17 protein-coding genes and 1 tRNA gene are annotated in these 20,974 nt (G+C 41.4%); 6 read left to right on the forward strand and 12 right to left on the reverse strand.

The window, feature by feature from the left end:
• Window positions 1–7: 7 nt before the first annotated feature.
• From HV261_RS05230 to HV261_RS05260, 7 genes are all read right to left on the reverse strand, one after another.
• Entirely contained in the window at window positions 8–2,167 is a 2,160-nt protein-coding gene (locus tag HV261_RS05230; protein ID WP_202037639.1) for a hypothetical protein, read from the reverse strand.
• Window positions 2,160–3,326 (reverse strand): hypothetical protein, encoded by a 1,167-nt coding sequence (locus HV261_RS05235; RefSeq protein ID WP_202037640.1) that lies wholly within the window; start codon window positions 3,324–3,326, stop codon window positions 2,160–2,162. The genes HV261_RS05230 and HV261_RS05235 overlap by 8 nt, the downstream gene beginning before the upstream one ends.
• Window positions 3,327–3,329: 3 nt before the next feature.
• Window positions 3,330–3,695, reverse strand: a complete 366-nt coding sequence (locus tag HV261_RS05240) for an EamA family transporter (RefSeq protein ID WP_048213402.1) — start codon at window positions 3,693–3,695, stop codon at window positions 3,330–3,332.
• Window positions 3,689–4,516, reverse strand: coding sequence for a sugar phosphate isomerase/epimerase family protein (locus HV261_RS05245; RefSeq protein ID WP_202037641.1), 828 nt, complete (start codon window positions 4,514–4,516; stop codon window positions 3,689–3,691). The genes HV261_RS05240 and HV261_RS05245 overlap by 7 nt, the downstream gene beginning before the upstream one ends.
• Window positions 4,506–5,273, reverse strand: a complete 768-nt coding sequence (locus HV261_RS05250) for an NAD-dependent epimerase/dehydratase family protein (RefSeq protein WP_202037642.1) — start codon at window positions 5,271–5,273, stop codon at window positions 4,506–4,508. The genes HV261_RS05245 and HV261_RS05250 overlap by 11 nt, the downstream gene beginning before the upstream one ends.
• A gap of 82 nt (window positions 5,274–5,355) precedes the next feature.
• Window positions 5,356–6,144, reverse strand: a complete 789-nt coding sequence (locus HV261_RS05255; protein ID WP_202037643.1) for a glycosyltransferase family 2 protein — start codon at window positions 6,142–6,144, stop codon at window positions 5,356–5,358.
• Window positions 6,144–7,196 (reverse strand): glycosyltransferase, encoded by a 1,053-nt coding sequence (locus tag HV261_RS05260; RefSeq protein ID WP_326929126.1) that lies wholly within the window; start codon window positions 7,194–7,196, stop codon window positions 6,144–6,146. The genes HV261_RS05255 and HV261_RS05260 overlap by 1 nt, the downstream gene beginning before the upstream one ends.
• A gap of 25 nt (window positions 7,197–7,221) precedes the next feature.
• Between HV261_RS05260 and HV261_RS05265 the strand changes: the two genes are divergently transcribed.
• Window positions 7,222–8,202: an IS5-like element ISKpn26 family transposase gene (locus tag HV261_RS05265; protein ID WP_016947617.1), complete on the forward strand. Its 981-nt coding sequence runs from the start codon at window positions 7,222–7,224 to the stop codon at window positions 8,200–8,202.
• A gap of 157 nt (window positions 8,203–8,359) precedes the next feature.
• Here the strand turns inward: HV261_RS05265 and HV261_RS05270 are convergent, their stop codons facing one another.
• Genes HV261_RS05270 through HV261_RS05285 form a run of 4 tightly spaced genes read right to left on the reverse strand, consistent with a single transcriptional unit; the run spans window position 8,360 to window position 13,016 of the window.
• Entirely contained in the window at window positions 8,360–9,490 is a 1,131-nt protein-coding gene (locus HV261_RS05270; RefSeq protein ID WP_202037644.1) for an FAD-dependent oxidoreductase, read from the reverse strand.
• The gene (locus HV261_RS05275) at window positions 9,474–10,403 is read right to left on the reverse strand and encodes a CgeB family protein (RefSeq protein WP_202037645.1); all 930 of its coding nucleotides are present in this window, start codon (window positions 10,401–10,403) and stop codon (window positions 9,474–9,476) included. The genes HV261_RS05270 and HV261_RS05275 overlap by 17 nt, the downstream gene beginning before the upstream one ends.
• Complete coding sequence (locus HV261_RS05280; protein ID WP_202037646.1) at window positions 10,375–11,559, reverse strand: polysaccharide biosynthesis protein; 1,185 nt, start codon at window positions 11,557–11,559, stop codon at window positions 10,375–10,377. Before HV261_RS05280 ends, HV261_RS05275 begins: the two co-directional genes overlap by 29 nt.
• Complete coding sequence (locus HV261_RS05285; RefSeq protein WP_326929127.1) at window positions 11,556–13,016, reverse strand: hypothetical protein; 1,461 nt, start codon at window positions 13,014–13,016, stop codon at window positions 11,556–11,558. The genes HV261_RS05280 and HV261_RS05285 overlap by 4 nt, the downstream gene beginning before the upstream one ends.
• A gap of 607 nt (window positions 13,017–13,623) precedes the next feature.
• On the opposite strand from HV261_RS05285, the gene HV261_RS05290 reads away from it, so the two are divergent.
• On the forward strand, window positions 13,624–13,923 hold the full coding sequence (locus HV261_RS05290) for a hypothetical protein (protein ID WP_202037647.1): 300 nt from the start codon (window positions 13,624–13,626) through the stop codon (window positions 13,921–13,923).
• A gap of 247 nt (window positions 13,924–14,170) precedes the next feature.
• Here HV261_RS05290 and argG read toward each other — a convergent pair whose 3' ends face one another.
• Window positions 14,171–15,514, reverse strand: a complete 1,344-nt coding sequence (argG, locus tag HV261_RS05295; protein WP_005131837.1) for an argininosuccinate synthase — start codon at window positions 15,512–15,514, stop codon at window positions 14,171–14,173.
• Between the two features lie 334 nt (window positions 15,515–15,848).
• Between argG and HV261_RS05300 the strand changes: the two genes are divergently transcribed.
• The 4 genes from HV261_RS05300 to infB all read left to right on the forward strand — a co-directional run bounded on the left by HV261_RS05300 (window position 15,849) and on the right by infB (window position 20,816).
• Window positions 15,849–15,925, forward strand: a tRNA-Met gene (locus tag HV261_RS05300).
• Between the two features lie 207 nt (window positions 15,926–16,132).
• Complete coding sequence (gene rimP, locus HV261_RS05305) at window positions 16,133–16,585, forward strand: ribosome maturation factor RimP (RefSeq protein WP_003024996.1); 453 nt, start codon at window positions 16,133–16,135, stop codon at window positions 16,583–16,585.
• 28 nt (window positions 16,586–16,613) lie between these two features.
• Window positions 16,614–18,101: a transcription termination factor NusA gene (gene nusA / locus HV261_RS05310; RefSeq protein ID WP_202037648.1), complete on the forward strand. Its 1,488-nt coding sequence runs from the start codon at window positions 16,614–16,616 to the stop codon at window positions 18,099–18,101.
• A 24-nt stretch (window positions 18,102–18,125) separates the two neighbouring features.
• Window positions 18,126–20,816: a translation initiation factor IF-2 gene (infB, locus tag HV261_RS05315; protein WP_003828710.1), complete on the forward strand. Its 2,691-nt coding sequence runs from the start codon at window positions 18,126–18,128 to the stop codon at window positions 20,814–20,816.
• Window positions 20,817–20,974: the final 158 nt, after the last annotated feature.

The raw sequence follows: 20,974 nt of genomic DNA on the forward strand, positions 1-20,974 counted from the left end.
CCTTATTTCAGTGCTTTCTATCATTACACTCATATCTTGCTGCAGCACCAACAGCAGGATAGTCGTAATATAGGCTGTATATATTTTTGGCATCAACGTTTTCTTGATAAAGCGTAATTTCCTTAATAGTTAGTGATGTCAAATTAAGGAAGTTAGATAAGGTTCGTGGGGTAATCGTTGGATTAAATCCCTCCCTATAAAAAATCGGGAAAGAGAAAGTGTGTTCACTCCATGGTAAACTAACTGGCATATTTGATGGCAGGCCAGTATTCTCAATTTCTATCAGGTATCGTGTCAATTTTCCAATAAGCGGCAGAGATGATATCGGGTTTTTAATATCATATTTTACTACTGCGGTCATTAATTTTATATCACATGACTGTGTTTTTGATTTGCTGATATCAAGGTCAATGGGCTTATTAACAGAGAAGTCACCCTGCAGTTTTAATTGTTCCGGACCGAAGTCATCCCATTTATTATTATTGTTTAGATGCCACAATGAAAACTCACTCTTATCTACGGCTAAATCATAGTTGTTGATCATATTCCTAAAGAATGGCCAATGCCAGTTAAGCAACCAGGGAGTAAATCGCTCAGGCTTCGCAAATGAAATATACTCAGGTTTGATTTTTACGAAAGAGGAATAGTATTTATCCCTCGCCTCTCGACCAAGTACGTGTATTAGCATTTCTGTCGGTGCAGGGTTGTGGGTTCCATAAAATATATTTAGCAATGAACCTGGGTATATCTCCCAAATTAAACCATTGAGTGATTTTTGTGGCGGCTTGTTTGCAATGGTATTTTCATTTTTTGAGTTTGCTGCAGGAGTATCTGTGCGCTTAACAATATTTGTGGCATATTGAATATTCAGAGCGCCACCTTTGTTCCACATTTCCCATGGGCCAAAGCCATCAAAAATCTTATCATTTGCAAGATTTTCTTTTGCCCGCTTTACATTAGGATACTCAAATTTAGATAGGTCGATGTTATAAAGGCAACTGTCATAGCTTTGTTTGGATTTTGTATTTAAGCATTCCTTGATAACTGCGCTTTTAAATAAATCTATAGTAATGACGTTGCTATCTTTAGCTACCATCGATACATACAGTGGGACGTTGTTTCCTTCTGCAACCACTACACTACCTGGCGCTATATCATTAATTGCAGAAACTACAAAACTAATGTTGCGCTTTTTACCAAGAAAGAATTTCTCATTTATTTCGTCTGTATCGACGTTGAGTAGCATTTCTTGTTTATCAAAGTCGTCTTTATTTCGGGTAACAGTTATAATGTTTTTTCTGAAGTCGAAATATGGTGGAAGTTTCTTATCTAGCTTAACAATATATGTATTGTTAAAGCCGTACACAGACTCAATACGTGTTGATGTAGGTCCATTTATCCCATCCCAGGATAACGTATCTCCATCTTCTAAAGTGGTTTTGGACAAACTGAGAGAAGGTACCGGGCGGATGACATACGTATATCCGGTTGGGTCCAGTGTAAATCGTCCACCACGTATCCAGCCCATAGTGTCACTTTCAAACATCATATGCTTGTTCTTTTTCTTTCCCGAAGGGATAAGAATTGACTTGGGAAAAAAGTCGAAGGGAATATAACCCTGGACGGTTATGTTACCGGAATCATCTATGTCTGTAATAGTAGTATAAAAATCAGCATAATCATTTTTCAGAATGGCAGTTTTACCCACGAATACATTTTTTAGAGGCTTTCCTGGTTGAAATAGAATGTTTTTCTCTAAAATCTTGAAAGTAGATTTATTACTGAAACCCAAAATGAAATCCTGATTCCATATGGGGACTAAAGGCACTGTAGATAATGATGTCTTATCATTGTTGACATATCTCAACCACGTCGGAAAGGAGATATCATCTGGTAAATAACGTTGCCCAGTCTCTCTGGAAATATAATAACTGGCTTCGGATAAGTATTCGCCATATTGATGTCTCTGATTAAGTGAACCAATTACTCCACGGAGATCCTGGTGCTTTGATAATCTTACTCCCTCGACGTGAGATAGATTATATTGGTTTTTTGGAATGCTTCTCTTTGACAGGTTCATATATCCATACCAATAGGCAAGAGATATAAGAGAGAGAATTATAATAAGGGTGCGAGTGAAAACTTTATTTCTCAGAATATTAATCATTTTTTAGTTTCGCATTTTCAGTGAAAATAAAGAACAGAATAGGGAAGAACGACAATGTCATATATCTAATTTCAAGAGGTGCCTGATGTGCACCAATATAACCTAAATTAGATGCCCATGATAATATTCCGCCCCAAAACATTACCAAACAGGCATAGTAAAATTTTGAGTTTAAATTATATTTGCGGTATACAAATGTAATTATTAACGTGTAAATTATGGCAATCAAAGTGACAATCTGAGTAACTACAGCACTTATATTATCGAGTCTGAATAACTCGGTGAATGAATCAAAAAATGAATTTGGGAACACGCCGAAAACCCAGGTTTGGTCATTCGAGATTGTTATTATGGCTCTGATTGACTCCAGGCTTTGAAAGAGGATAAGAAGGATGGCCACATGCGCTAAAATGGATAGAATAAATAAAGATGCAGAATAGACTAAAGCTGCGACACGCTTTTTTTCATGGATGAAAAAATAAATGAACACAGTTAAACAAAATGCCGCAATTGCGTAAAACCCCTGTTCTGCACCAAGCAAAGGGGAAATGGCTGCAACAAAGAGAGTTACTATAACTGTTTTTAATGTTTTCTTTTTATCAGCAATTTCATAATAAGTTATAAGATTATAGAAACATATTGCTAATAGAATATGAGGAGAAAATCTTACTGCCATTGGTGCACCTAAAAATAAAGGTGAAAAATAAGCGCCAATGTAAGGTATAAAATCAAACAACATGGAAATGAACAACGTAAAGATAAGTGATGTAGAGAAATTACTTATTTTCCGCAATATAAAATAAATAGGTAAGTATAAGAATGCACAATTTACTATAAATGTGCTATTCAATGCGGACACAATGATACCAAAGCCAAGTATGTGTGAAAATAAGTAATAAAGAGGATATATTAAATATGGGATACCATTTCCATGGAAGTAAGAGAAATCGATGGCTGGGTAAGAACCAATATCTATTGATCTAAGGGGAAATAGCGTCTGAAAAGACCCATCCCAAGGTTCACGGTTAAAATATAATACGGAATTATAATATATTATGCTTACGCATATTAATGAAAGCAATGATATACCAATAGCATACAGATTTAGCCATTTATCGGAAAGGAATAGTTTTTTTATAGACGACTGAAGTGATTTCATTTGTTATGCTTTCCCCATAATAACTACGCCAAGTATAATGACCAATGTTCCAATTACCTTCATCGGTGTTAAGGATTCATTAAATATCAGATAACCCATAAGCATGACAAAAACAAAACCTAATGAAATGAAAGGGTAGGCGAAGCTCACATCAACCTTTTTTAATACATAAACCCAGCTTAACAATGCAACAACTTGAAATAAGATACCAGAAACAAGATAAAAATTAAAAATCAGCTCACTGAAAAGTTTGGTCAGATTTATTAAATCAATTTGAGAAGGAATAGATATTTGCGCGGCTCCTTTCTTTAACAAAAGCTGAGATGATGAAGAGAAGAATACGCTGAAAATAATAACAAAGATTAGCATAATATTGGCCCGTAAATTTCTTTTACCAACGAGATACTTGCATCAATATCTACCAATGGCATTTCTGATCTTTTCATCTCTATTGATAACCAACCATGGTATGCTATGTGTTCCAAACCTTTACATGCCAGGTTGTGGGCTTCAATATCTAAACCAATTGGTGCTAAATCTTTCTCACTTATATGAAAGTGTGCGATTTTTTCATTTAATATTGCAATTCTATTATAGACGTCTTCCTTAGATAACCTTAGCCCTGCAAGATCTAAATGAACACCAAATCCTGGATGATCAATTGCACATGCAAGCTCAACAGCTTCTTTTGAGTCTGTAATAAAGTCACATCCATAGTATTCTGGATTCGGCTCGATACAAATCATGGTACCAACATCCTTTGCTTTAATTGCCAAAGGTTGAAAGAACTTCGCTGCAATCTCTATTGCATTAGCAAATGAAATATCATTTCTTAATCTATTTTTAGGCGAACCAAAAACTAATTTTTCAGCACCAAGAAGGCCTGCCATGTGGATGATTTTGCTTAAATGATTCTGGATTGCATTACTTTCAATTTGATTGCCAAAAATATTTCCGGAGGGACCTCCGAACAATAATGCCTGCATCGAGCTGATAACGATTCCGGCATCATTCATTTTTTCTTTATATAAAAGAACTTCATCATCAGAGAAATTCTGAACATTGCTAACAACTTTTGCTGGCGCGACTTCGATAGCACCAATACTATGTTTTTTAAGGATGCCGAGCACAGCATCGTTTTCATCGCTATTCCATGCAATGTTTGAAATGGATAGACCTTTATTTTTCACGACGGTATTCCTCAATGAATTTTTCTAACTCAACAAGGCAGTCTTGCCTATTATAAAGGTAACCATTTTCTCGCCCCCAAAGCGTTGAATACTTTGATTTGATGTCATAGCGAGATGGATGTGAACTCGTTATATTTTTATATGGATAACCAAGTATCATTTTTGCAATGTCGGCCGTTGGGATTGGCTCTACAGATGTGTTGAGGAGGCGAATGTTATTCTCAATCATTCTATCAATATCAATTTTAAGAAAATTGAGGCAGTAGAATTGGAATGAGCTGCGAGTATCAATTTTTTCAATCTGATTATTATTCAAGAAATCGTAAATAATATTCTTTTTTAAACCCTCGCCGAAGAGGCCTGGAAGACGGAGAGTATAAGCATTGGTAAAATGCTGAGTAACAAAATCTTCGAATTTTAAACGATGTAATCCATAGGGCTGTCCAGTGTCTCGGGATAACTGACTATCTTCATCAAAATCGATTGGATTAGGGTATACATCAACCGTAGAAATTAAAACAACTTCTTCGGCAGTTACGGTTTTTAGAATGTCAATGAGGCCGCTAATATTTTCCCAGTCTTCAACAGGATGCTGATTTGCCCACCATTTTACAGCCGGAACTCCGCAGATAAACAATCTATTATAATGCTTGCCTCGAATGTCATTTATATTCTTTGAATTATATAAATCGTCGAAATCGTATTGCTTAAGCAAATTTCCGCCAACAAAGCCAGTATAACCAATTAGAGCATTCATTGTGATAACCCATAATTATATAAAAATCAAGCTAGATAGTCTCTATCTAGCTTCTTGAAAAGAAAATAGCAGGTGACTTTACCTACTTTTTGTCATACTTTCCTAAGCAAACTTGTAGTAACCTGGCAATAACCTGTAGGTTACCTCTGATAGGACTAATTTTTGTCGGTGTCTTGCCATGTTTAGGATAAGTTCTCATTACAGGTATTTCAATGCATTTAAAACCTAACTTAGCCGCTTGTATCGCCAGGTAATAATGAAGTTCGTAGCCAGTAAAAATATTACGGAATACAGCTACTTTCTCATCTGATAAGAATTTGGCGCTGTAAGCGCGAAAGCCATTTGTGGTATCAGTATATTTGAAACCGGAGAAGAATCTCATTAGGGGAACATGAATTACCTTTAATCCGATGAGTCGTGACATAGGAGTATTTACATGTTTGCCACCGGGAATAAAACGAGATCCTTGGATATGATCCATCCCATTTTCTAATTGGCGAACGAAGTTTGGAATATCATCAACGCTATCTTTGTTATTGCCATCGACAACAATAACGCCTTTATAACCTTCCAGAAGTGCCCATGCGAAACCCATACGCATTTGGCTGCCAAGCTTTCCTGCACCGGTTTTAACCAAAAGGCTTGTCACACCATACTTTTCCAAGTTTTCAGTAGAGGTTGACCCATCAGTGCTGCCACCATCGGCAATTATTATATCTGTACAACTTCTTGCAGCATCCATACGTGCCAGTTGCTTTATTAGTTTATCACCTTCATTAATCACGAAAATTAATGTGCAATAATCATTCTGTTTAGGTCTTACTCTTGTCTCAGTATATGCAGGTACTTCCCAGGTATAATTTTTTTCCATTACTTGTTACGCCCTGTTTGAACCAGATTGATTACATCAGAAGTTGACTCTGTTAATACGTTTACGCGGTGTGAGTCAATCATTACTGAACTGTTTTTCTCATATACTATATTGTAATCAGTATGTTCCGAACGGTCATCAAGCAATCGACCTAAATATTCCCCAAAGAACGCCAGCATAGTAAAGATAAGCATAAATAAGATTGACATAAATATAATTTGTGTTGTCCATCCCTCAATGACATGATTATTAATTATTCTAACAATAAGGCTGTATAGGCTGAAAATAAATGCTAAAAAACTACCGAATACTCCTAATAAACTCATCCAGCGCAGTGGTTTTGTTGAGTTAAATATCATTATTTTAATCGTGTCACGAATTCCTGAAAGAAGAATTTTTTTCTCATTAACCTGGGCAAGTTCGTAGGTCTCCGTAGTAGATGTGAATCCTGTATTAGATATTCTCATCATCATTTTGTGATGGAAGCGACCGTTTGCCGTTACTGCATTGACAGCTCTTCTACTTAAACAACGGAGGTTTGTGGCATTTCTTGGCAACTTATAACCAATCCGACTTAAGAAATGATTCATAATAGGTCGAACTATTGCGTACGCAAGAGATGAGTTCTGTTTAGCAACACCAATAACTACATCACTGCCTGCAAGGGATTTTTCGACTACATTTGCAATGACATAAACTGGGTCCGTACTAATATCAAATAATACGACAAAATCACCTATTGCATTTTCTAATCCGGCTGATAGAGATACATCAGCAGATACTTCTGATGAAAGTCTAATATATCGTATAGACTCTAATTCAGTAAGAAGAGAAGTGATGTAGGTTTCAGTGTCATCAAAAGAATGGTTGTCAATAATTACGATTTCAAAATCGACATAGTTTTTTGACAAAAGATCGTTAATAGGTCTAATTTTATTTTTTAGATCTTCTGCTTGATCTTTGCAGGATAGTACAACTGATACAAAAATATCCTTCTTTGTAGCACTAGGGAAGGTGCGAACAAGTTCCTGATATGAGATCATCATATTCATCCGGAGCGCATCCCAGAGGGACATCATGAGCCATCAACTCACCTTCGCCGATAGTGAATTCAGCACTAAGCGCCGTCAGACCCGAAAAGAGATTTTCCTCTCCCGCATGGAGCAGATTCTGCCATGGCAGAATATGACCGCTGTCATCGAGCCGTTTTATCCCAAGGCGGGCAATGGCCGACGGCCCTATCCGCTGGAGACCATGCTGCGTATTCACTGCATGCAGCATTGGTACAACCTGAGCGACGGTGCCATGGAAGATGCCCTGTACGAAATCGCCTCCATGCGCCTGTTTGCCCGATTATCCCTGGATAGCGCCCTGCCGGATCGCACCACCATCATGAATTTCCGCCACCTGCTCGAGCAGCATCAACTGGCCCGTCAATTGTTCAAGACCATCAATCGCTGGCTGGCCGAAGCAGGCGTCATGATGACCCAAGGCACTTTGGTGGATGCCACCATCATTGAGGCACCCAGCTCGACCAAGAACAATGAGCAGCAACGCGATCCGGAGATGCATCAGACCAAGAAAGGCAATCAGTGGCACTTTGGCATGAAGGCCCACATTGGTGTCGATGCCAAGAGTGGCCTGACCCACAGCCTGGTCACCACCGCGGCCAACGAGCATGACCTCAATCAGCTGGGTAATCTGCTTCATGGAGAGGAGCAATTTGTCTCAGCCGATGCCGGCTACCAAGGAGCGCCACAGCGCGAGGAGCTGGCCGAGGTGGATGTGGACTGGCTGATCGCCGAGCGTCCCGGCAGGGTAAAAACCTTGAAGCAGCATCCGCGCAAGAACAAAACGGCCATCAACATCGAATACATGAAAGCCAGCATCCGTGCCAGGGTGGAGCACCCGTTTCGCATCATCAAGCGGCAGTTCGGCTTCGTGAAAGCCAGATACAAGGGGCTGCTGAAAAACGATAACCAACTGGCGATGTTATTCACCCTGGCCAACCTGTTTCGGGTGGACCAAATGATACGTCAGTGGGAGAGATCTCAGTAAAAACCGGAAATAACGCCAGAAATGGTGGAAAAAATAGCCTAAATAGGCTGATTCGATGTGTTTGCGGGAAAAAAATCGGCCCAGATCCGCGAAATTTTAATCAGCGAGTCAGCTTGGGAAGAAATGACCTGCTTATTCGCACCTTCCCTAGTTAAATTCATTTGTTCAATCCTAACTCATTAATTACTGTGATAACATCATAAACATTGTCAATTTTCCCACCCATAATGCAATGCAAGCCTTTCATACCGTGATTGGCTTTGAAAAGAATAGGGCGAGAATCATCGGTTTCACTTCTTGGCAGAAGTGTTTTAACTTCCCAAATCGATTCTTTGTATTCGCATTCAGACAAAACAGGTATATACCGACTAGCATCGGATATAGTTTTGCGCCAAAGAGTATTCTTCTGTACTTCATTAAAATATTGATGTGACGGGAAATAACTTTCGTTGCTTTCATTCCATTCATGATGGGGAGTATAGCGTACATGACTAAATGAGTGCAGACCTTTGGAAGGGAAAGGCATGACAGAAAAGAATGGTCCGCACATCACTGTAATCCCCGTTTTCTCAAAAATATCAGGAACTTTTACGATACACATTTCTGTCAATTCCTGCTTGAGAGGAATTAAATCTATTTTTGATTCATGCAAGACGAAATTCGTCATCGAATAAGTACAGTTAAAAACTTGTTTTGTTTTGTAATATTCGATTGATGCGCCATCAGGATCATTGACATTTTGAGTTTTGACCGTCAGGCCTGAGCTATCTTCCTGTACACCTGTAACAACCGTTTCATATTTAATAGTTACGCCGCTATCTGCCAGACGGGACAGCATAATAGAACGTAGTTTTCGGGAGTCAAAGGCATACTCTTTAGTGGTAAAAACCTCTTCAATTAAGTTTTTATTCGTTAGATCTCTGATCCAATGTGGGGCGATATCACAAGGCGCTCCTATCCTTTGGCAAAATAACTGAAACTGGCGTGCTGTTACTTTTCCAAGAATGCGCCCGACCATATAAAATTTTGAGAATTCATCATCAATACATTCTTTAAAATCATTACAGAAAATTGGGAATGATGCCCTGGATCTTAATGCTGTGAGATGGCTGCGTGGATAATGATAACCATTGTGTACGCGAGACTGGTTTACATACGAGGCGCGCTCCATTAAAGACGATTCTTTTTCAAACAGAGTGACCTTATGTCCTTGGGAAGCTAAATAGTTAGCGATATAAACACCAAAAAAGCCTCCGCCAATAATGATAGAATCATTTGCTATGTTCATCAATTCTCCTATTTTTTATTATTGAATGGATAAAGTTAAGTAGATTGGCCTTATCCATTATTTTATCCCAGTTATATTCTTTAATGTGCGCCCAATACTCGCCATTTGATAAATAGTCCTCAGGTCTAAAATCAATTAGGCTTTCATTGAAAAATTGGATGTTATCAATTTTTTTATTTTTAGCAAAAGACTCAACCCATTCAATTCGAGTTGAGCATACGTTTAGTCCCATCGCTAAATACTCTAGTACCTTTGTTGATGTCTGATATTTATAAGGGTAAATATTAGGGGTGTAATTTATCCCACACTTTGCTTTACAGGCTAATGCTGGTATATCCTTGTAATTTAGCCGACCAGAAAATATTATATTAGGAAAGGATTTAAAATCATTATATAAGTCATTAGGGCATTCACCAATCACAAGTAATGTGTAGTGAAAATATTTTTCACTAAAACACTGTAGTAGTTTTCTTATGTTTCTTTTTGCTGAGAGACTCCCAATGTACACGAAATCATATTCTTTTGTTATATTATTATTTTTCCTAAAGAAGTGTTCGCTAACCCCCATATCTCTATATGTAAATGGGACATGGTCGTTAAAGAATGTCTTTTGTTTTATTGTTTCATTTAAAAACACTCTTCCATCTGGAACGATGTTTATTAATCGTTTTATTTTGTCTTTTACAATTCCGTAGGGCGGAGTGGAAAGTGAAGCATATTCATGAATATGCAGTCCTGATACTTTCTTTTTATGTTCCACTCCCATAAAAAACCAATATATATCTGCATTTAATATATCTTCGGGATGTTCTACGATAGATACTTGTAACCCAAGGTTGGAGAAATAATCTTTGTAAATTTCGATCTCAGGTAGATACTCTAAACTATTTTTGATAAAAGCTATTCGAGACATCCTTCCACCTTAAAGATAAAAATATAAAGACTATTATTGCCAGTATGTACATGCTGATAGATGTCAAAGCTACAATGTTATGTAGCTTTATACCTATTACTGAGAGTGTTATATAGAAAATAGGTTTCAATCCATATCTCAATAAATCGATAAAGAAAATTTCCTTTGTAGCAGTAAAAAAAATAGCGCGATTATAACTGGGGGATAGAATTAATATTGCCGCAAGCCAGAAGGATAAACTCTGCAAGTATATAATACTACCACTCCATTTATTGCCAATTAGATAAACAACTGCAGGTAATATAAAATACGATGATATTATATATATAACGCCTAATATGATGCCGATAATACCATATTTAAATAATATTCTTTTTTCTTTATTTGAGAGGCTATAAAGTACTGCGCGACTCATTGCTGAGTTCATTAGCGTGACAAAGACCGTGGTTATTTTTTCTGCGATTGCATACAGTGCTGAGGAATGATAGCCAAAGAAACTGGAAATAAATATTATTGGTAAATGAGTTCCTATAGATGGAATCATCGATGATGTTGTATGGATAGTCATATATTTAGTATTTTTCCTGACAATACTTATTGACGCGCCTAACCATTTCTCTTTGTTATTATCAAACTTGATTCTACTAATAATCAATACAATCGTTGAGCCAATGATTGTCCCGATAATAAGCCCATACTGAAACTTCATTAGTGCTAATTGTGATAAACCAACTAATATAACTCTATTTAGTTGCATTATATTTAGTTTTCGATGGTTACCGGTTGATGTGTGGTAATCATAGAGAATCTCAAATGAGTTGAAGCAAAAAATAAGGATTGGTATAGAAATATAAATAATTGATAAGTTGAAAAATAGAATACTGATAACCACTAATAGCGATGATACTATCGTTGTACTCAACGATAGTATCTGGCAAGCACGAAAGAGCAACCGCTTTTCATAAATATCGCTGGTGATTAGCAAAAGATTCAGTCGTAATGCACCGACGTAGGATATCAGGCCTGACCATGCCATAATTGTTGCATAAAGGCCGAAGGCTTCTACTGAATAAAATTTCACAAGAGCCAGCATGATGCCTATTCCAAGCACTTGTGATAACAAACTGCCACTAAAAATTGATATGAAAAATTTCATTTTTTGATAATATGCAATTTACTATTGCATTGAATAGTCGATAAGTCTGTTAATATTGAATTCTTACTGTAAATGGCATCAATATTATAGTCGTGAATAAAACTATTGATATTATTTTTGTCAATATTAGTCGGAGACAAAAAATACAATGCTGTACCAGTTATAGCGTCTTCGGATACAGATACTTGTTCAAAGCCATTTTCTGTAATAAACAAAATCCTCTCCAAATTATGCTTTTCAACACATTGCCGTATGTTATCTTTATCTATCAGTGTTATATATTCTTGTGAGCTGTCAATTGATATGCTTTTTTTTACCGTTCTCCCGATAGTCCAGGCTGAACTAATTATAATTGTATAGATCAAACACAGTGTCGTTATCTTATGTTTACTGTAAATTGCAGGCGTTGTATAAAGTAAGAAAAGCGTTATTAATAAGTATAGGTTAAAGAAATATCTACCATCAGTATATCCTGTGAGTCCTACAATAGGCACTACTGAACTAATAGTAACGATCAGGAAAATTAGTTTAGTACCTATATATCCCTTTAACGTGATAAGCCTATTTTTCTTATGGGAAACATACTTATAAATTAGATGTGCTAATATTATAAATGTAGGTGTTAATGCCCCCCATAGTATAAATGAAGTAAATGTTTTTATTTCTTTTATTATGATATTTGTTATTAAGCTTAAAAAACTATTATTTTCAATTGATGGTACATAATCTAGAGCCCCAAACTGGGGTGGCATCAACACTAATTTAGAACTTTCAGTTATCCATAACGTATTGAAATATTGCTCAGAATACGTTACCCATATTACAATAGATATTAGTGGTGGGGCTAAGAATAAAATTTTCCCAATTAACTTTTTCTCTTTAAATAACACCCATAATGTGAAAATTATAAATGAGATGAGAAATTCAAAACGTGTCAGTATGGATACTGAAAAAATTAAGCCAATAGTAAATAATTGCTTGGCGCTAAGATATTGCTGCGAGATGAAAATATAGCTAATTAATAATATTTCTAGCGTCGCCAGCGGTATTGATCTTCCATAAGCCACCTCCTGAAAAAAAGGTGGATATAATAATATAAATGAGATTATTATTAGTCGTTCTTGATTTAAATTTAATTTTTTTAGTATTGCTCCTGAAACAATACAGCAGGCTATTAATATTAAAATATTTAATACCAGTGAAGAGTAAATGCCGATATTTAAAATGCTGTCTATGAAGTGTATCAGTAAAGGATAGAAAAAAGGAAAAGAAGGGCTATGTAACGAATTATATTGATACTGTCTGATGAAAGATGGCTCATATCCAGAAAATATTTGTTTTGATAAGTCGTAATATGTCCAGCTATCAACCGTAAACCCTTTAAATAAAATAGCATCCAAAAAAATCTTACCAATAAATATCGCCAAACATAAATAAATGTTTATTTTGAGATTCAAATTTATTACCTCTGGTGTTAAAGGTATTTAATTCAATGTATATCTAATATGGGCTAAAACGAGATAATTCCTATTTGAAAAATTCTCTTTGTATGATGTATAGATTGTAGCAGTAAGAATTTTTGTTAAATTACAAATGAAGCATCAGGAGGTTATTTCTTAGTCTAAATTACAATATATGTGCTAAAAACGAGTTGAGGATGTATGTTCTGCCATCACCGAATGACCAGTATCTGGCATCATTCTGTTGCCTTCATGCTTTTTTTAGGAACGCTACCGCCCTAGCCATGCTTGTACAAGCAATGAAGGCTATAAGATTTTGAACTAAAAGTTAAGTGATGTTTAAACTTAACTTCACAACCGCTATTTTTTTTAATATGCAGATAGCTTCAGTATTTTAGACCTGTAATGGTCGAAAATCAGCATTTTCTTGCGGATCTTTTCTGTTGTGACTATTGCCATTCAAAGTGTTGATTACACACATTTTTTCATGTAGATCTGGATGGCTATATTTTCAGTCAGTTAGGTGAAGTACCGCAGGAAAACCAGGCTGTGGGTTGCTTCAGCATAGTACTACAACCAAAATCAACTCGGGAGTTCTTCAGGAATGATGCCTTCAGATATGTTTTGTGAGTCACCATTTCATTACCTGAGTACGGCAAAATATCAAGTTTTTATATCATTCAACAGGTTACAAAACATGAAATTATACGGGTTTATCACCAAAGCATACCTGTTGTCTGGTAAGATTTTGCTTATTAAAGCAAATGATAAAGGCTGGAGCATTTTGCCGTTTGGCGGAGATGTTGTCAATACTGCGGCATTTAACCGGTTTGGCTACGTTATTTCACTCTTGATGAGTAAGTTCTTCCTTAGCGCGCAGAGGGGAATGGGGAGATACTATTAATCCTGGCGGTTTTATTAGCGGTTAATACGTGGTAAGTGAGATGTGTATTTTTACAGTTGAGTGAACAATCGGTTAACTAACTTTGAGCAATGTTAATACGCTTTAGCGAAAGGCTGAGGTATAAAACTGCATTAATACAAATCATCAATAGGTTGATTACTTTTATGCATTTACATATAGCTGCTGCGTTCATAAATTTTAAATGACAAAAGCCGCGCAAGCGGCTTTTGTCATTTATGTAAGGGGATTACTTCGCCTTGTTTTCCAGATTCTCAACCTGTGGCAGACCGGTTGCGGAAGAGGCGGTCAACAGGCCAGACTGCGCATAGCCGAACAGCTTCTCACGAGTATCGGTAATATCCAGGTTACGCATGGTCAGCTGACCGATACGATCGTCTGGCGAGAATACGGAATCACCTTTCTCCATGGTCAAACGTTCTGGCTTGTAGGTCAGGTTGTCAGACACGGTGTTAAGGATTGAATAATCGTTACCGCGACGCAGTTCCAGCGTGACTTCGCCGGTTATCTGGCTGGCTACCCAACGTTGCAGACCATCACGCAGCATCAGCGCCTGTGAGTCGAACCAGCGCCCCTGATACAACAGACGACCGAGCTGGCGACCGTGCGCGTGATACTGCTCGATGGTGTCTTCGTTATGAATCCCGGTCAGCAGACGCTCGTAGGCGATGTGCAGCAGCGCCATCCCCGGGGCTTCATAGATACCGCGGCTTTTTGCTTCAATAATACGGTTTTCAATCTGGTCGCTCATACCCAGGCCATGACGACCGCCGATACGGTTGGCTTCCAGCATCATCTCAACGTCGTCACTGAAGGTCTTACCGTTCAGCGCAACCGGATGGCCTTGTTCAAAGCGTACGGTCACTTCTTCAGCCGGGATCTTCACGCTCTCATCCCAGAACTTAACGCCCATAATCGGGTTGACGATTTTGACGCTGGAGTTCAGGAATTCCAGATCTTTTGCTTCGTGAGTCGCGCCGAGCATATTGGAGTCGGTGGAATACGCTTTCTCAACGGACATCTTGTAGTCGAAACCACAGGCAATCATAAATTCGGACATCTCATGGCGACCACCGAGTTCGTCGATAAAATCGGTATCCAGCCACGGTTTATAAATCTGCAGTTCGGCGTTGGTTAACAGACCATAACGATAGAAACGTTCAATATCGTTGCCTTTATAGGTACTACCGTCACCCCAAATGTTCACGCCATCTTCTTTCATGGCGGCAACCAACATAGTGCCTGTCACTGCGCGGCCCAGTGGGGTGGTATTGAAATAGGTCAGTCCGCCGGTGGTGTTATGGAACGCACCACACTGAATGGCAGCGATCCCTTCGGCTACCAACTGCTTGCGGCAATCAACCAGGCGAGCATTCTCAGCACCATATTCCATTGCACGGCGAGGAATGGCGTCATAGTCATCCTCATCCGGCTGGCCCAAATTCGCAGTATATGCATATGGGACAGCCCCTTTTTGTCGCATCCACAGCAGTGCTGCACTGGTGTCCAGGCCGCCGGAAAAAGCGATACCAATACGTTGACCTACCGGGAGATGCTTGAGAATCGTCGTCATAAAATAAAACCCTGCTTGATAGACTGGTGAAGAGGTCGGCTTTTTATGCTAATTGCATTTTTATGCAAAATAAATGAGTTTTCATTTAATCATCTTTTAACGATGACAGGAAGAGTTTAGTGATAATTTCGTTAAATAACGGCGTGGGTGGCACCTTTATCTTGCTGAACAAGCGCTGGTCAGCATTCATTCATTTGCATAGTCGTAACAAGGTTGACATAACGTATAGAGGATCAATATACTGTGCGCAGATTTTACGTCCCGTCCTCGGTACCAAATCCCAGCAGTATTTGCATTTTTTACCCAAAACAAGTAAAATTTGCCACGTTTCAGGCGCGGGGTGGAGCAGCCTGGTAGCTCGTCGGGCTCATAACCCGAAGGTCGTCGGTTCAAATCCGGCCCCCGCAACCACTTTCCCTTAGAGTTCTTTTTCAAATATACTGTGAAGACTTAGGCCTTCTTAGCTGGATTTGAAAAAAATTCTTTCGGAAGGTTCTCCGAACCGCAGGTGCGGTTATAGGGTTCAGTTATCTAAAGCCCCGATTTATCGGGGTTTTTTGTTATCTGACTACAGAATAACTGGGCTTTAGGCCCTTTTTTTATGTCTTGGGGGTGGCCTTGTCCACATTAGAGCAAAAATTAACAGAGATGATTACAGCGCCAGTTGAAGCCCTGGGCTACGAACTGGTCGGCATCGAATTTATTCGTGGTCGCACATCCACACTGCGCATCTATATTGATAGTGAAGATGGCATCAATGTTGATGATTGTGCTGATGTGAGCCATCAGGTAAGTGCGGTGATGGATGTCGAAGACCCAATCACTGTTGCCTACAACCTGGAAGTCTCCTCTCCGGGTCTCGACCGTCCTCTGTTCACGGCTGAACACTACGTGCGTTTCCTGGGTGAAGAAGTCACGCTGGTTCTTCGTATGGCGGTACAAAACCGTCGTAAATGGCAGGGCGTTATCAAAGCGGTGGATGGTGAGATGATCACGGTCACAGTCGAAGGTAAAGATGAAGTGTTCGCGCTGAGTAATATCCAGAAGGCGAACCTGGTTCCCCACTTTTAACAGTCTGGATTGAGGTGAAAAGCCCGCGATGAACAAAGAAATTTTGGCTGTTGTTGAAGCCGTATCCAACGAGAAAGCGCTGCCACGCGAGAAAATTTTTGAAGCGCTGGAAAGTGCGCTAGCTACAGCAACAAAGAAAAAATATGAACAAGAGATCGATGTCCGCGTAGAGATCGATCGTAAAAGCGGTGATTTCGATACCTTCCGTCGTTGGGTTATCGTAGAAGAAGTCACTCAGCCAACTAAAGAAATTACGCTGGAAGCAGCGCGCTTTGAAGACGAAAGTCTGAACGTGGGTGAATACGTTGAAGATCAGATTGAATCTGTCACCTTTGACCGTATCACGACTCAGACCGCGAAACAGGTTATCGTACAGAAAGTACGTGAAGCTGAACGTGCGATGGTTGTCGATCAATTCCGTGAACATGAAGGCGAAATCGTCACTGGTGTGGTGAAGAAAGTAAACCGCGACAACATTTCTCTGGATCTGGGCAGCAATGCTGAAGCTGTGATCCTGCGTGAAGACATGCTGCCGCGTGAAAACTTCCGCCCGGGTGACCGTATTCGTGGCGTTCTGTACTCAGTTCGTCCGGAAGCGCGCGGTGCACAGCTGTTCGTAACCCGTTCCAAACCGGAAATGCTGATTGAGCTGTTCCGCATTGAAGTGCCGGAAATTGGCGAAGAAGTGATTGAAATTAAAGCGGCGGCCCGCGATCCGGGATCGCGTGCGAAAATCGCCGTTAAGACCAACGACAAGCGTATTGATCCGGTCGGTGCCTGTGTTGGTATGCGTGGTGCGCGCGTTCAGGCGGTTTCTACCGAACTGGGCGGCGAGCGTATCGATATCGTCCTGTGGGATGATAACCCGGCGCAGTTCGTGATTAACGCAATGGCGCCAGCAGACGTCGCTTCTATCGTGGTGGATGAAGACAAACACACCATGGATATCGCGGTTGAAGCCGGTAACCTGGCTCAGGCGATTGGACGTAATGGTCAGAACGTCCGCCTGGCTTCACAACTGAGCGGTTGGGAACTCAACGTGATGACCGTTGATGACCTGCAAGCGAAGCATCAGGCTGAAGCACATGCAGCCATCGATACCTTCACCAAATATCTCGATATCGATGAAGATTTCGCGACTGTTCTGGTAGAAGAAGGTTTTGCGACGCTGGAAGAACTGGCCTACGTGCCAATGAAAGAACTGCTGGAAATTGACGGCCTGGATGAAGCAACCGTTGAAGCGCTGCGCGAGCGTGCTAAAAACGCACTGACCACTCTGGCACTGGCCCAGGAAGAAAGCCTCGGTGATAACAAACCGGCTGACGATCTGCTGAATCTGGAAGGATTGGATCGTGAGATGGCCTTCAAACTGGCGGCCCGTGGTGTTTGTACGCTGGAAGATCTCGCTGAACAGGGCATTGATGATCTGGCTGATATCGAAGGGTTGACCGACGAAAAAGCCGGTGAGCTGATTATGGCTGCCCGTAATATTTGCTGGTTCGGCGACGAAGCGTAATAAACTGTAGCAGGAAGGAACAGTATGACAGATGTAACCGTAAAAACGCTGGCTGCAGAGATACAGACCTCCGTGGATCGCCTGGTACAGCAATTTGCTGATGCAGGTATCCCGAAGTCTGCTGACGACTCTGTGTCCGCACAAGAGAAACAAACCTTACTGGCGCATCTGAACCGTGAGAACGGCTCAGCGCCGGATAAGTTGACATTGCAGCGTAAAACGCGCAGTACTCTCAATATTCCAGGTACCGGTGGAAAAAGCAAATCGGTACAAATCGAAGTCCGCAAGACACGCACCTTTGTGAAACGCGATCCGCAAGAGGCTGAACGCCTTGCCGCGGAAGAGCAGGCGCAGCGTGAAGCGGAAGAGCAAGCCCGTCGTGAGGCAGAAGAAGCTGCCAAACGCGAGGCGCAACAAAAAGCCGAACGTGAGGCCGCAGAACAAGCTAAACGTGAAGCCGCTGATAAAGCGAAACGTGAAGCTGCGGAAAAAGACAAAGTGAGCAATCAACAGACCGACGATATGACTAAAACCGCCCAGGCCGAAAAAGCCCGCCGTGAAAATGAAGCCGCAGAACTGAAGCGTAAAGCGGAAGAAGAAGCACGTCGCAAGCTTGAAGAAGAAGCGCGCCGCGTAGCGGAAGAAGCTCGCCGTATGGCGGAAGAAAACGAGAAAAATGGCGTGAATAACGCTGAACCAGTTGAAGACACCAGCGATTATCACGTCACCACTTCTCAGCATGCTCGCCAGGCTGAAGACGAGAACGATCGTGAAGTTGAAGGCGGTCGTGGTCGTACTCGCAGCACCAAAGCAGCGCGTCCGGCGAAGAAAGGCAACAAACACGCTGAATCTAAAGCTGACCGTGAAGAAGCACGTGCAGCGGTTCGCGGCGGTAAAGGCGGTAAGCAGCGTAAAGGTTCCGCTCTGCAGCAGGGCTTCCAGAAGCCGGCTCAGGCCGTTAACCGTGACGTTGTGATCGGCGAAACCATCACCGTTGGCGATCTGGCGAACAAGATGGCGGTCAAAGGCTCTCAGGTCATCAAAGCGATGATGAAACTGGGCGCAATGGCGACTATCAACCAGGTCATCGACCAGGAAACCGCACAGCTGGTTGCCGAAGAGATGGGCCACAAAGTTATCCTGCGTCGTGAAAACGAGCTGGAAGAAGCAGTAATGAGCGACCGTGACACCGGCGCTGCGGCTGAACCGCGTGCACCGGTAGTGACCATCATGGGTCACGTTGACCACGGTAAAACGTCTCTGCTGGACTACATTCGTTCCACGAAAGTGGCCTCTGGCGAAGCGGGCGGCATTACTCAGCACATCGGTGCGTACCATGTTGAAACTGACAACGGTATGATCACCTTCCTGGATACCCCGGGTCACGCCGCGTTTACCTCCATGCGTGCTCGTGGTGCTCAGGCAACGGATATCGTTGTTCTGGTTGTTGCAGCAGACGACGGCGTGATGCCGCAGACTATCGAAGCTATCCAGCACGCGAAAGCGGCAGGTGTGCCGGTCGTTGTTGCAGTCAACAAAATCGATAAACCGGAAGCGGATCCCGATCGCGTTAAAAACGAACTGTCCCAGTACGGCATCATGCCGGAAGAGTGGGGCGGCGAGAGCCAGTTCGTTCACGTTTCTGCGAAAGCGGGTACCGGTATCGACGAACTGCTGGACGCTATCCTGCTGCAAGCCGAAGTACTGGAACTGAAAGCTGTGCGTAAAGGTATGGCGAGCGGTGCGGTTATCGAATCCTTCCTGGATAAAGGTCGTGGCCCGGTTGCTACCGTCCTGGTTCGTGAAGGTACCCTGAACAAGGGCGATATCGTTCTGTGTGGTTTCGAATACGGCCGCGTTCGTGCGATGCGTAACGAACTGGGTCAGGAAGTACTGGAAGCGGGTCCGTCCATTCCGGTGGAAATCCTCGGTCTGTCCGGTGTTCCGGCTGCGGGTGACGAAGTTACCGTTGTTCGTGACGAGAAGAAAGCCCGTGAAGTTGCACTGTACCGTCAGGGCAAATTCCGTGAAGTTAAACTGGCTCGTCAGCAGAAATCTAAACTCGAGAACATGTTCGCTAACATGACCGAAGGCGAAGTTCACGAAGTGAACATCGTACTGAAGGCCGACGTTCAGGGTTCTGTAGAAGCGATTTCCGACTCTTTACTGAAGCTGTCTACCGACGAAGTAAAAGTGAAGATCATCGGTTCTGGCGTAGGTGGTATCACCGAAACCGACGCAACCCTGGCTGCGGCATCCAACGCGATTCTGGTTGGCTTCAACGTCCGTGCTGATGCCTCTGCACGAAAAGTTATCGAATCAGAAAGCCTGGATCTGCGTTACTACTCCGTCATCTATCATCTGATCGATGAAGTGAAAGCAGCGATGAGCGGCATGCTGTCTCCGGAACTGAAACAGCAGATCATTGGTCTGGCTGAAGTTCGTGATGTGTTCAAATCACCGAAATTCGGCGCTATCGCAGGCTGTATGGTTACCGAAGGCACGATTAAACGTCACAACCCAATCCGCGTACTGCGCGACAACGTGGTTATCTATGAAGGCGAGCTGGAATCCCTGCGCCGCTTCAAAGATGACGTCAACGAAGTCCGTAACGGTATGGAATGTGGTATCGGCGTTAAGAACTACAACGACGTTCGCGTTGGCGATATGATCGAAGTGTTCGAGATCATCGAGATCAAACGTACCATCGCATAATCTTCGTAATGCCCGGTGGCACTTCGTTTACCGGGCCTACGCTAGGATTGTTAGCCGGGTTGTAGGCCTGATAAGCGTAGCGCCATCAGGCTTTAAAGCGCCACCCGGCAAGAAATTTAAAAAGGGGCTTATGGCCCCTTTTTTGTCTTTATTCTGGA

It is taken from the genome of Citrobacter sp. RHBSTW-00671 (assembly GCF_014103415.1).
Classification (GTDB): Bacteria; Pseudomonadota; Gammaproteobacteria; order Enterobacterales; family Enterobacteriaceae; genus Citrobacter.

Coding starts and splice junctions, on each gene's coding strand:
- HV261_RS05230 (WP_202037639.1), bottom strand. CDS start 2,167: ATGATTAATATTCTGAGAAATAAAGTTTTCACTCGCACCCTTATTATA.
- HV261_RS05235 (WP_202037640.1), bottom strand. CDS start 3,326: ATGAAATCACTTCAGTCGTCTATAAAAAAACTATTCCTTTCCGATAAA.
- HV261_RS05240 (WP_048213402.1), bottom strand. CDS start 3,695: ATGCTAATCTTTGTTATTATTTTCAGCGTATTCTTCTCTTCATCATCT.
- HV261_RS05250 (WP_202037642.1), bottom strand. CDS start 5,273: ATGAATGCTCTAATTGGTTATACTGGCTTTGTTGGCGGAAATTTGCTT.
- HV261_RS05255 (WP_202037643.1), bottom strand. CDS start 6,144: ATGGAAAAAAATTATACCTGGGAAGTACCTGCATATACTGAGACAAGA.
- HV261_RS05260 (WP_326929126.1), bottom strand. CDS start 7,196: ATGAATATGATGATCTCATATCAGGAACTTGTTCGCACCTTCCCTAGT.
- HV261_RS05265 (WP_016947617.1), top strand. CDS start 7,222: ATGAGCCATCAACTCACCTTCGCCGATAGTGAATTCAGCACTAAGCGC.
- HV261_RS05270 (WP_202037644.1), bottom strand. CDS start 9,490: ATGAACATAGCAAATGATTCTATCATTATTGGCGGAGGCTTTTTTGGT.
- HV261_RS05275 (WP_202037645.1), bottom strand. CDS start 10,403: ATGTCTCGAATAGCTTTTATCAAAAATAGTTTAGAGTATCTACCTGAG.
- HV261_RS05280 (WP_202037646.1), bottom strand. CDS start 11,559: ATGAAATTTTTCATATCAATTTTTAGTGGCAGTTTGTTATCACAAGTG.
- HV261_RS05290 (WP_202037647.1), top strand. CDS start 13,624: ATGATGCCTTCAGATATGTTTTGTGAGTCACCATTTCATTACCTGAGT.
- argG (WP_005131837.1), bottom strand. CDS start 15,514: ATGACGACGATTCTCAAGCATCTCCCGGTAGGTCAACGTATTGGTATC.
- nusA (WP_202037648.1), top strand. CDS start 16,614: ATGAACAAAGAAATTTTGGCTGTTGTTGAAGCCGTATCCAACGAGAAA.
- infB (WP_003828710.1), top strand. CDS start 18,126: ATGACAGATGTAACCGTAAAAACGCTGGCTGCAGAGATACAGACCTCC.